The sequence below is a fragment of the Pseudomonas sp. REP124 genome (assembly GCF_020164475.1).
GTDB lineage: Bacteria > Pseudomonadota > Gammaproteobacteria > Pseudomonadales > Pseudomonadaceae > Aquipseudomonas.
The window spans coordinates 79,185-90,826 of the sequence record NZ_JAIQWX010000006.1; the positions used below are offsets into that span (position 1 = coordinate 79,185).

The 11,642-nt window shown below is 59.4% G+C and carries 12 protein-coding genes; 3 read left to right on the forward strand and 9 right to left on the reverse strand.

Translation table 11 applies throughout. The annotated features are described in order from the left end of the window. Positions 1-27 precede the first annotated feature (27 nt). On the forward strand, positions 28-1,035 hold the full coding sequence (locus K9857_RS03080; RefSeq protein ID WP_224533428.1) for a DUF481 domain-containing protein: 1,008 nt from the start codon (positions 28-30) through the stop codon (positions 1,033-1,035). Positions 1,036-1,171: 136 nt separating this feature from the next. Here the strand turns inward: K9857_RS03080 and K9857_RS03085 are convergent, their stop codons facing one another. Beyond that, on the reverse strand, positions 1,172-1,381 hold the full coding sequence (locus tag K9857_RS03085; protein WP_002554837.1) for a cold-shock protein: 210 nt from the start codon (positions 1,379-1,381) through the stop codon (positions 1,172-1,174). Between the two features lie 353 nt (positions 1,382-1,734). Here K9857_RS03085 and dcd point away from each other — a divergent pair, with 353 nt between their 5' ends. Together dcd and K9857_RS03095 are read left to right on the forward strand one after the other, a co-directional pair. Continuing rightward, positions 1,735-2,301 carry a dCTP deaminase gene (dcd, locus tag K9857_RS03090; protein ID WP_192302454.1) on the forward strand — a complete coding sequence of 189 codons (567 nt, stop codon included), beginning with the start codon at positions 1,735-1,737 and terminating at the stop codon, positions 2,299-2,301. 106 nt (positions 2,302-2,407) lie between these two features. Next, complete coding sequence (locus tag K9857_RS03095; RefSeq protein WP_224533429.1) at positions 2,408-2,617, forward strand: hypothetical protein; 210 nt, start codon at positions 2,408-2,410, stop codon at positions 2,615-2,617. Positions 2,618-2,718: 101 nt separating this feature from the next. On the opposite strand, the gene pdeM is transcribed toward K9857_RS03095, so the two are convergent. The 8 genes from pdeM to K9857_RS03135 form a co-directional block, all read right to left on the reverse strand. Continuing rightward, positions 2,719-3,378, reverse strand: a complete 660-nt coding sequence (gene pdeM / locus K9857_RS03100; protein ID WP_224533430.1) for a ligase-associated DNA damage response endonuclease PdeM — start codon at positions 3,376-3,378, stop codon at positions 2,719-2,721. Next, entirely contained in the window at positions 3,378-5,864 is a 2,487-nt protein-coding gene (locus K9857_RS03105; protein WP_224533431.1) for a ligase-associated DNA damage response DEXH box helicase, read from the reverse strand. Before K9857_RS03105 ends, pdeM begins: the two co-directional genes overlap by 1 nt. Positions 5,865-6,062: 198 nt before the next feature. After that, entirely contained in the window at positions 6,063-6,827 is a 765-nt protein-coding gene (locus K9857_RS03110; protein WP_224533432.1) for an ABC transporter ATP-binding protein, read from the reverse strand. A gap of 13 nt (positions 6,828-6,840) precedes the next feature. Continuing rightward, the gene (locus K9857_RS03115) at positions 6,841-7,959 is read right to left on the reverse strand and encodes a succinylglutamate desuccinylase/aspartoacylase family protein (RefSeq protein ID WP_224533433.1); all 1,119 of its coding nucleotides are present in this window, start codon (positions 7,957-7,959) and stop codon (positions 6,841-6,843) included. A 27-nt stretch (positions 7,960-7,986) separates the two neighbouring features. Then, complete coding sequence (locus tag K9857_RS03120; RefSeq protein WP_224533434.1) at positions 7,987-8,697, reverse strand: ABC transporter permease; 711 nt, start codon at positions 8,695-8,697, stop codon at positions 7,987-7,989. Further along, positions 8,694-9,422, reverse strand: a complete 729-nt coding sequence (locus K9857_RS03125) for an ABC transporter permease (protein ID WP_224533435.1) — start codon at positions 9,420-9,422, stop codon at positions 8,694-8,696. Before K9857_RS03125 ends, K9857_RS03120 begins: the two co-directional genes overlap by 4 nt. A 56-nt stretch (positions 9,423-9,478) precedes the next feature. After that, the gene (locus tag K9857_RS03130; RefSeq protein ID WP_224533436.1) at positions 9,479-10,261 is read right to left on the reverse strand and encodes a transporter substrate-binding domain-containing protein; all 783 of its coding nucleotides are present in this window, start codon (positions 10,259-10,261) and stop codon (positions 9,479-9,481) included. 339 nt (positions 10,262-10,600) lie between these two features. Next, positions 10,601-11,554 carry a DUF6708 domain-containing protein gene (locus K9857_RS03135; RefSeq protein ID WP_224533437.1) on the reverse strand — a complete coding sequence of 318 codons (954 nt, stop codon included), beginning with the start codon at positions 11,552-11,554 and terminating at the stop codon, positions 10,601-10,603. Positions 11,555-11,642: the final 88 nt, after the last annotated feature.

Here is an 11,642-nt window from a genome sequence, read left to right on the forward strand (position 1 = left end):
TTCGCAAACCCGAGTTCGTTGTTGCTTATGTTCTCCAGAACCCTGCTGTGCCTCGCTGTTATCAGTGCATCCACTCCCGTGCTCGCCGACACCGTCTGGTTGAAGAACGGTGACAAGCTGAGCGGCAAGATCATCCTGTTCGACGGTGGCAAGTTGCTGGTCCAGACCGAATACGCCGGTGCGGTCCCGATCGACTGGAAACAGGTCAAGACTCTGGAAAGCGATCAGGAGTTGCTGGTCAAGCAGGATGCCTATACCGGTGAAAAGGCCAAGTCGCTGCACGCCGCCGAAGACGGCAAGGTGACCCTGGCCAACGGCGATGCGCCGAAGACCGTGGAGCTGGCCAGCGTCCAGCAGATCCTCAAGCCCAAACCTGTGGTCGAGGATCTGGTGTGGAAGGGCAATATCGATGCGGCCCTCGATTACCAGCGTGCCGATAAGGACACCGACGATTACGACATCGACTTCAAGACCACCGCGCGTCACGGTCGCTGGCGGCACACCGCGGAAGGCGAGTACAACCGCGAGTTCCAGGATGACGTGGTCACCACTGACAACTGGCGGGCCGAGTATTCCCTCGATCGCTTCCTGACGGAAAAATGGTTCTGGCAGGGTCGACTGGTCTACAAGCGCGACAAGGTGGAAGACCTGTCCCGCCAGCGCACCGTCGGTACCGGCCCTGGCTACCAGTTCTGGGATGACGAACTGGGCGCGTTCTCCCTGGGTTCGCTGGTCAACCGCACAGACTACGAGTTCGCGGACGGCAGCAAGGAGAACTTCTATTCGGTGGCGATGAAGTGGGACTACAACCGCTACCTGATTGGCAAGAAGGTTGAGTTCTTCACCAATGGTGAAGTGGGCAAGCCGCTGTCGGGCGTGGCCGAGTATGCGCTGGATGCCGAGATGGGGCTGCGTTACAAGGTCACCGACTGGGCTTCGCTCAACCTCAAGGCCGAGCGCGACATCATCGACGGTACCAACGACGCTGATCTGGACAAGACCCGGTACACCGCGGGGTTTGGCGTGACCTGGTAACAAGGCAAAAAATCGCAGTCTTCGGCAGCTCATACAGGGGCTACCGGGACTGCGATTTTTTTTGCCTGTGGAAAACCGACAGGCACAAAAAAGCCCCGCTGTTGAGGGCGGGGCTTTTTACTAAAGCAAGGACAAGTTAGATAACTTGTACTTCTTCAGCTTGCATGCCTTTCTGACCGCGAGTAGCGATGAAAGAAACCTGTTGGCCTTCTTTCAGGCTTTTGAAGCCGTCGGATTGGATAGCTTTGAAGTGAACGAACAGGTCGTCACCGGATTGTGGAGTGATGAAGCCGAAGCCTTTTTCATCGTTGAACCACTTAACGGTACCGGTTTGGCGATTAGACATGGTGTAACTCCTTGAACAAAGATAACTGCGACTCAGGAAGAACCCTGGCCGAGACTGAGTGCAAAGAGCAGGAAAAATTCTTGTAGATGGTTGGATCGAAATTCAACATATCGTGTAGAGATTCTCAGTGACACAAGCAACACAGTGGCGCCACCTTAACCGTTTTTCCCTAAGGTGCCAATGCTTCTTGCGAAGGTTTCTCGGTTTTCATGATCGACGGTGCGCCCTATTGTTTCGAAGGTCCGTTAATCGGGGGTGATCGTCGAGAATTGTGCCCGGCGCTTTGAACCGCAAGGCGCTCCCCGGTAAGATGCCGGACAGATTTTTCCACCTCGCTATTTCAGGACACCGCCATGAGCATCAAATCGGACAAGTGGATTCGCCGCATGGCGCAGGAACACAACATGATCGAGCCTTTCGTCGAGCGCCAGGTGCGCGGCGAAAGCGACAGCCGGGTGATTTCCTTCGGCGTGTCCAGCTATGGCTACGATGTGCGTTGCACCAATAAATTCAAGGTGTTCACCAACATCAATTCGGCCATCGTCGACCCGAAGAACTTCGACGCCGGCAGCTTCGTCGACATCGAAAGCGATGTCTGCATCATCCCGCCGAACTCTTTTGCGCTGGCCAGCACCGTCGAATACTTCCGCATCCCGCGCAATGTCCTGACCATCTGCCTGGGCAAGAGCACCTATGCCCGTTGCGGCATTATCGTCAACGTGACCCCGCTGGAGCCGGAGTGGGAAGGCCACGTGACCCTGGAATTCTCCAACACCACCAACCTGCCGGCGAAAATCTACGCCAACGAAGGCGTGGCGCAGATGCTGTTCCTCGAATCCGACGAAGAGTGCGAAGTGTCCTACAAGGACCGTGGCGGCAAGTACCAGGGGCAGCGCGGCGTGACCCTGCCGCGGACCTGAGTCAGCCGTCTGACAAATCAGGGGAATTCCTGAGCGAGCGTACACTCTATGGAGTGTACTGCCCGAACCGCGCAAGGCGGATCGGGCCATTGCTCAGGAGTGCATTATGAAGATCGACCCGCGAATAAGTGCCGAACTGGCAAGGCTCGAGCCCAATCAGGTTGGCGTTTTGGCCTGGTCCTTGTTGGCACACCCGCCGATCAGCATGGCAGGCGGCATTCCAGGCCAGCCTGATCCCGATACCCCCAATGAACAACCCACCGAGCCCGGTGAGCCGATGCTGCCGGACGAGCCGCCGCCCGCGCCCGTTGCGTGATTTCCTGTAGGAGCCGAGCTTGCTCGCGATGGTGGTCAACGATGACGCTGGAGTCCTGATGCTCCGCGGTGTTCTGTCGTTCATCGCGAGCAAGCTCGCTCCTACAGGGTGAGCGGCCAGATTTCGTTGTCGCCGATGACGAAGATCCGACAGCTGTCATCGCGCTCAACCTGATACCCCCCGGTAAACGCCCCGAACGCCGGCAGCAGGCTCACCCTCTCGCCAATCTTGAAACAAGCCAGCCGCAAGCTTTGCCGCCCTTTGCCATGCAGCCGATAAATCGGATGCACATGCCCGGCCAGCACATGCCTGTCCGCATGCGGATCTGGCTCGTGCTGCAAGGAGAACGGCCCCAGCAACATTGGCTCGGACACCACGCCAATGTTCAGGGCTGCGGGTGGATCGCCCGCACGCTTGTCGTGATTGCCGCGGATCAGCGTCATGGACAGATCAGCATGCCGCGCACGCCATGACGCAAGGGCATCGAGCGTTGCTGAAGCATGGGAGCCCGGACCATGGAGAAAGTCCCCCAGGAAGATCAGCTGCCGACAGGGCAAGACCTTCAATACGGTATCGAGCACGGCAATGTTGTGGGTCGTGGTGCCCCGAGGGACGGGCTGGCCAAGGCTTCGATAAGCCGCCGCCTTGCCGAAATGCACATCCGCCACCAACAGCGCCTGCTGCGCCGGCCAGTAAATGGCTTTTTCCGGCAATAACCAGAGGGTTTCTCCCGCCAGACTTATGGGGTAGGGCGTACTCATCATTCCTTCCCGGTTTCGGCGGTTTTCTCCAGATCGCTGACCATGCGTCTGATGCGATCGGCGAGTTTTTCCGAGCTCATGCTTTCGCGCATGCGTTCCACCAACAGCGGAAAACCGAGGGGCGTTGGACGTTTGATCGGGTGCAGGTCCAGGCTCATCCGGTTGATTCGCTCCAGCGACTGTTCCAGACGGCGGATATCAAGCTCCTGAGCCAGCACTTCTTCCCCGGCCTGGGCCAGTAGCAGGTTGCCTGCGTCGTATTGTTTGAACACCTCGAAGAACAACCCGCTGGAGGCCTGGACCTGACGCGTGCTTTTTGGCGCGCCGGGGTAGCCGGCGAAGACCAGACCGGCAATCCGGGCGATTTCCCTGAATCGGCGCAAGGCCAGCTCGCCTGCATTCAGGCTGGCCAATACGTCATTTAACAGGTGCTCGGGACTGAGCAACGCGCTATCGAGCTCCCGCGCCCAGTCGACCGGTGTCGCGCTGAGCAATTCCAGACCGTAATCATTGACCGCGATCGAGAAGGTCACGGGCTGGCGCTGACTGACTCGCCACGCCAGCAGACTGGCCAGCCCCAGATGCACCTGGCGTCCAGCGAAGGGATAAAGGAACAGGTGCCAGCCCTCGCGGGACTTCAGAGTTTCGGCCAGCAAACTGTGCTCGGTCGGCAGCCCGGACCAGCGCTGTTGCACCTCCAGCAACGGCCGCACCGCGCGCATTTCCGGGCCCTCGAACGTGCCCTTTGCCGCAGCCGAAAAGCGTGCGACCACCGCATCCGCCAGTTCGCTGGACAACGGCATGCGCCCGCCATTCCAGCGCGGCACCGCAGCTTTTTTCGCGGTGCTGCGCTTGACGTAGGCGGTCATGTTTTCCACCCGCACCAGCTCCAGCAAACGCCCAGCAAACAGGAAGCCGTCACCGGGCTTGAGGCGTGCGATAAAACCTTCCTCGACGCTACCAAGCTGTTTGCCGCCCCCGCCCTTGCTCCAGAACTTCAGATGAATACTCGCGTCACTGACGATGGTGCCGATGCTCATCCGGTGTCGCCGCGCCAGCCTGGCATCAGGCACCCGCCACACGCCCTGATCATCCGGTTCGACCCGGCGGTAATCCGGATAGGCCGTCAGAGAAAGCCCGCCATGGCGTACGAAAGCCAGCGCCCACGCCCATTCGGCCGGGTTCAGGTCACGATAGGCCCAGGCGCCGCGCACCTCTTCGTACAACTCATCAGGCAAAAATCCGCCTCCCAAAGCGATGCTGACCAGGTGCTGCACCAGCACATCCAGTGGCTTGACCGGCGACAGTCGCGGTTCGATCCGGCCTTGCGCCACCGCGTCCCGTGCCGCGGCTGCCTCCACCAGTTCCAGGCTGTGAGTCGGCACCAGCGTGACCCGCGACACCCGTCCTGGCGCGTGACCGGAACGCCCCGCGCGCTGCATCAGCCGCGCCACACCCTTGGCCGATCCGATTTGCAGCACCCGCTCCACGGGCAGAAAGTCCACACCCAGATCCAGGCTGGAGGTGCAGACCACCGCCTTGAGTTGTCCATCCTTGAGCGCGCGTTCGACCCAGTCGCGGGTATCGCGGGACAACGAACTGTGGTGCAAGGCAATCAGCCCGGCCCAGTCCGGGCGGGCTTCGAGCAAGGCCTGATACCAGATCTCGGATTGGGCGCGGGTGTTGGTGAATACCAGGCTGCTGGCGCTGGATTCGAGTTCCGCGACCACCTGCGGCAACATCTTCAGGCCGATATGCCCGGCCCATGGAAAGCGTTCGATAGCAGGAGGGAGCAGCGTGTCGATCTGCAACGTTTTGCTGGCTTGACCTTGAACGCTGATGCCGCCGCCCTGTGGGATAAGCACCTGTTCGGCGTGGGATTGATTACCCAGGGTCGCGGAAACGCCCCAGACGATCAGCTGCGGCTGCCAGCGACGTAAACGCGCCAATGCCAGTTGCAGTTGCACGCCGCGCTTGTTGCCCAGTAGTTCGTGCCACTCATCGACCACCACCATGTGCAAGGTGGCGAGCGCGGTTTCGGCGTCGGCCCGGGCGAGCATCAGGGTCAGGCTTTCCGGGGTGGTGATCAGGGTGCTCGGCAAGCGCCGGCTCTGCCGCGCGCGTTCGCTGCTGCTGGTGTCACCGGTGCGCAGGCCGACAGTCCACGGGATCTGTAAATCGGTCAGGGGCGTTTGCAGCGCGCGAGCCGTATCGGCTGCCAGGGCTCGCATGGGGGTTATCCACAACACGGTCAGCGGTTCGGCGAGCGGTTTGCGTTTGCGCGGGGTATCAACGGGAGGCGGGATGCGGGCGAAGCGATTGAGCGCGGCGAACCAGACGGCGTAGGTTTTACCGGCGCCGGTGCTGGCGTGCAGCAATCCGGATTGCCCGCTCTTGACGGCGGTCCACACCTGTTTCTGAAAGGCGAACGGCTTCCAGTCGCGGGTGGTGAACCATTGTTTTGCGAAGTCGGAGGAGCTTCCCATGCCGGTGGTGTGCGCTCTGAAAGTGTTCTTTCAGTGACCACGGCCGGTGGTGGGTAGTTTAGTTGGCGTTCCAGTTAGCTTGAAAATCCACACGAACCTGTGGGAGCGGGCTTGCTCGCGAATGCGGTATGTCAGACAAAACTGTATCGACTGACACACCGTTTCGCGAGCAAGCCCGCTCCCACAGGGGAGGCGTGTTTACTTGAGATTGCCGCTCAGGAACTGCTTGAGACGCTCGCTCTTCGGATTACCCAACACCTCTTCCGGCGCGCCTTCTTCTTCCACCCGGCCCTGGTGCAGGAACAGCACCTGGCTCGAAACCTTGCGCGCGAAGCTCATTTCGTGGGTCACCATGATCATGGTCCGGCCTTCCTCGGCCAGGCCCTGGATCACCTTCAGCACTTCGCCCACCAGTTCCGGGTCGAGCGCCGAGGTCGGTTCGTCGAACAGCATCACTTCCGGCTCCATCGCCAGCGCCCGGGCAATCGCCACGCGCTGTTGCTGGCCGCCGGAAAGAAACGCCGGATATTGCTCGGCCACCCGCGCCGGCAGGCCGACCTTGTCCAGGTAACGGCGAGCGCGGTCTTCGGCTTCCTGCTTGCCGCAGCCCAGCACCCGGCGTGGCGCCATGGTGATGTTCTCCAGCACCGTCATGTGGCTCCACAAGTTGAAGTGCTGGAACACCATGGCCAGGCGAGTGCGGATCTTTTGCAGCTCATCCGGATCGGCGACATGCATACCGTGGCGATCCTTGATCATGCGGATCGACTGGCCGTCGAGGGTCATTGCGCCGTCGTTGGGTTGTTCAAGAAAGTTGATGCAACGCAGGAAGGTACTTTTGCCCGAGCCGCTGGCGCCGATCAGGCTGATGACGTCGCCGGTGTTGGCCTTGAGCGAAACACCCTTGAGCACCTCATGATCGCCATAGCTTTTATGCAGGTCTTCAATGGTCAGTTTGTACATGGAACAAGCATCCTCAAGGCGAAAGTAGGTAGCCGCTGCGATAGGCTTCGGCGCCTGCAACGTGAGCGATCACCATACCGGCGGTGGCCATGCGTCGCAGCGAGCGGGCGTACATCAGGCCGCTGGCGGTGCAACGCACCGGCGTGACGCTGTCGGAAATGGGGTCGATGATTTCGGCGATCAGTTGTCCGGCTTCCAGGTATTCCCCTGGCATGGCGGTGAACACCAGCAGGCCGCCGACCGGCGTGGCGACCGGTTCGACGCCGGCCAGCGGGGTGGCCGGGTAGGGCAGTTCGGGCAAGGGCGCCGGTTCGCCGGCAATAGCGCCGAAGTGAATCAGGTAATCGATCAGCGCCTGGCTGTCGAGACTGGCCAGCGGGTGATTGACGTCGCCCTGGCCGCGCAGCTCAACGGTCACGGAGAAGCTGCCCAGCGGAATATCGAAGTGCTCGCCGAAGCGTTCCTTCAATTGCCACCACAGCAGGGTGAAGCATTCGTCGAACGACTGACCGCCGGAATCGGTGGCCAGCAGGCTGGCTTCGGCACCGATGTAGCGCGCCAGCGGTTCGACCTGCGACCAGGCCTCGGGGGTGGTGTAGAGGTGAGCGACCGCTTCGAAATCGCAATGCAGGTCCAGCACCATGTCGGCATCACAGGCGAGCCGTTGCAGGGTCAGGCGCTGAGATTGCAGTTGGGTGCTGGCGGTGTGACGCGCCAGGGCATGGCGCAGGCTGCTGCGAATCAGTTGCAAGTTGTGATGCGGATCGTCGCTTAGCTGGCCTTCGATCTCGTTGCCGACTTCTTCACTCAAGTCGACGAACCAGCGGTTGAAGTTCTGCCCGCTTTCCAGCTCGTACCGGCCCAGCGGCACATCCATCAGCACCTGTTCCAGGCCGACCGGATTGGCGACCGGGACCAGCACGATTTCGCTGCGCAGGCGGCCGGCGGCTTCCAGCTCCGCCAGACGTTGCTTGAGGTGCCAGGACACCAGCATGCCGGGCATTTCATCGGCGTGAAGGGACGACTGGATGTAGATCTTGCCTTGGGCCGAGGTCGGCCCGAAGTGGAAGCTGTGGATCTGTCGTGCTGTCCCCGGTACCGGAGACAGCAGATCATGTATCTGGTGGCGCATCGCTTGTTCCCTGAAACAGGATAGGTGCTAGTGGGTCGGTCCGAGGAAGGCCAGCCAGCGGCGTTCGGCAAGACGGAACAGGCCGACCAGCGTAAAGGTGATGGCCAGGTAGATCAGCGCGGCGATGCCGAACGACTGGAAGGTCAGGAAGGTCGCCGAGTTGGCGTCCCGAGCCACTTTCAGAATGTCCGGAATGGTCGCGGTGAAAGCCACTGTGGTCGAGTGCAGCATCAGGATCACTTCGTTGCTGTAGTAGGGCAACGAACGGCGCAGGGCCGAGGGCATGATCACGTAGGCGTACAGCTTCCAGCCGGTGAGGCCGTAGGCCTTGGCCGCTTCGACTTCACCATGGGCCATGCTGCGAATCGCCCCGGCGAAAATCTCCGTGGTGTAGGCGCAGGTGTTCAGGGCGAACGCCAGGATGGTGCAGTTCATCGCATCGCGGAAGAAACTGTCGAGCAGCGGTTGCGCGCGCACGGCGGCCAGGCTGTAGATCCCGGTGTAGCAGATCAGCAATTGGATGTAGAGCGGCGTGCCACGGAACAGGTAGGTGTAGAACTGCACCGGCCAGCGAATGTAGAAACGGCTCGAGACCCGGGCGATGGACAGCGGAATCGATACGATGAAACCGAAGAAAATCGACGCGCTGAGCAGCCACATGGTCATGGCCAGGCCCGTGATGTTCTGACCGTCGCTATAGAGGAAAGGCCTCCAGTATTCCTGCAGGAGTTCGATCATCGTACGGCCTCCCGTGTGCCTGCGGCGTAGCGGCGTTCCAGCCAGCGCAGAATGACGTTGGAGGCGCTGGTGATCAGCAGGTAGATCACAGCGGCGAGCACCAGGAAATAGAACAGTTGATAGCTGCTTTTACCGGCGTCCTGCGCGGCTTTGACCAGGTCGGCCAGACCGATGATCGACACCAGTGCGGTGGCCTTGAGCATCACCATCCAGTTATTGCCGATACCCGGCAGGGCGTAACGCATCATCTGCGGGAACACCACTAGGCGGAAACGCTGGCCGCGCTTGAGGCCGTAGGCGGTGGCCGCTTCGACCTGGCCGCGGGGCACGGCGAGAATCGCGCCACGGAAGGTCTCGGTGAAGTACGCGCCATAAATGAAGCCCAGGGTCAGTACCCCGGCGCTGAACGGGTTGATCTCGATGTATTCCCATTCCATGTAGTCGGTAAACGACGTCAGCCAGGTTTGCAGGCTGTAGAAGATCAGCAGCATCAGCACCAGGTCCGGCACCCCGCGAATCAGCGTGGTGTAGCACTGGGCAGGCAGGCGCACCACTTTGACTTTTGACAGCTTGGCACTGGCGCCGATCAGGCCGAGCAACACGGCCACCAGCAGCGACATCGCCGATAATTTGATGGTCATCCAGGTGCCTTCCATCAGCAACGGACCGAAGCCCTTGAGGCTGAAGGCTGAGAGCCCCAGATTTTGTAATAGGTTTTCGAACATAAATCAGCAACCTGAGCGGAAGAGAAAAGCGCCCATCGCAAGATGGGCGCCGGGCATTATTTGCCGCTGTACAGATTCAGATCGCCAAAGTGTTTCTTCTGAATGGTGGCGTAGGTGCCATCATCGTGTAACGCTTTGATACCTTTGTCCAAAAGTGCCTTCAGCTCGGTGTTACCTTTCTTAATACCGACGGCGGTTTTGGCTGGCAGCAGTTCGCTGTCGACCGCTTGGCTGACTTCATAACCGGTGCCTTGCGGTGACTTCAAAAAGCCCAGTTCGGCCTGCAGCATGTCCTGGATACCGGCATCAAGACGACCGGACATCAGGTCTGCATATACCTGATCCTGGTTCTGGTAGGCCTGGGTTTTCACGCCAGCCTTGTCCAGAACCGCCTTGGCATAGGCTTCCTGGATGGTGCCTTGCTCGTAGCCGACGGTTTTGCCTTTGAGGGAAGCGACGTCGGTGGTCACGCCGGAATCTTTCTTGGAGACATAGGCGGTCGGGCCGGAGAACAGCTCGCTGGAGAAGTCGATGGCTTTTTCGCGGGCCGGGGTGACGGTCATCGAAGAGATGACACCGTCGAATTTATTGGCCTTCAGGCCCGGAATCATGCCGTCGAAATCGCTTTCGACCCATTTGCACTTGACCTTCAGCTCGGCGCAGATTGCGTTGCCCAGATCGATATCGAAGCCTACCAGGCTGCCATCGGCCGCTTTCGACTCGAACGGAGCGTAGGAAGGGTCAACACCGAAGCGCAATTCCTTGTATTCCTTCGCCAGCGCAGAGCCAGCAGCTACGCACAATGCCAGTGCAGACAGGGTCAGCAATGCTTTTTTCATTATTCAATCCCTAAGAACCAATATGAGCGCTTGTGGCGCAGAATTATTGTTACTGGTAAGCGTAAGACCTAATGAAGGTAGCAATTTCCGAACCAGAGTGCCGAACAAGCGTTTAAAAGGTATTCAGGAAATTGCCGGAAGCGATTAGTGCACGAAAATGGGCGCGGTGGAAAGCCTGCACTGTTTTGGGGTTGCGAACTCGGGTTGGTGGTGCCGGTTTGTGGGGCGAGCGGTTTATCTGTGAGGGGTGTATTTATCAGTGATGAGGGGGTATCTGTGGTGAGGGGATTTATCCCCGTTGGGCGGCGAAGCCGCCCCAGTTCCTGCGAGCGCGCTGTGTCAGGTGAACCGACTGCTTTGGGAATGTTGCTGCGGAGCTAATTCCGCCTCACGCATGGCGATGGCTGTCTCCAGCTCCGCTGAGCGTTGAGCCCACTCTTCGGGAGGCAGAGGTTTGGACCATTCCTTTATTCCCGCGTCAGTTAGATCCGGTGGCGGAACTAACTTTCGCTCTTGCAGATAGAAACCCAAGGGAGCGCCTAAAAACACAGTGAAGACAACATGTTTGAGTGCATCCTTTAAGTCTCCCTTTGCAGCAGATTTCAACGCGTCGAACAAAAGAGTGAAAGTCCATCCCAAAAAACTTTTCTCCGTGTTTTCACCCTCAAAATTGCATTTCGGAACAGAGTCAGGCCCAACCTCCATATAGCTGCGTATGCACTCCCAAAGGCACATTGCCGTTTCACCGCCGCCGCAACTGAATCCCAGGCTGAAATCACGCTCCTTTTCGGGCGCATCGGGGTCGGGATTTCGAAAGCCAACGACCAATAAACCTTGGGTGGTCTTTCCGTGCCGACCAACTGAATCCATCGCCACGGCTTGGGCTGTGACCTGCTCCCACGGCACGATCCAGTAACGACCATCGTCGAAAGGCACACAGACTTCGCGGCGTTGGCGGTTGAAGCGTACAGGGAGAGGCACAGGGCATCTCAGAATGTAGATGAGCATCAGTATCGGAAAGCCGCAAAAACACATGAATCCATACCAAAAGGCAACATTCAGCGACTCAAAACCCATGTCCCATGCCATCCATAGAAAGATCAGGACTACCGGCCAAAGCACCATCACAAAAGAGCCGATGCTGTAAGAACCGATATCGAGAAACACCTCGTTCTTGCGCCAGATAGTATTGAGCACATCTTTGGGTGTTTGCCCTGTCGGGACAGCGGGAGGCGCCAGATAATCTTCTAGTGAGAACAGCCCTTTGCGGCTGCCGGGCTTGGCTGAAGTCATGCTTCATCCTTAGGCATCAGATAGCTGGAGTTCTGTTGCGGGCCGAGTCGGTGAACGCTGGCCCGATCCAGTTCGTAGGTGGGTTCGC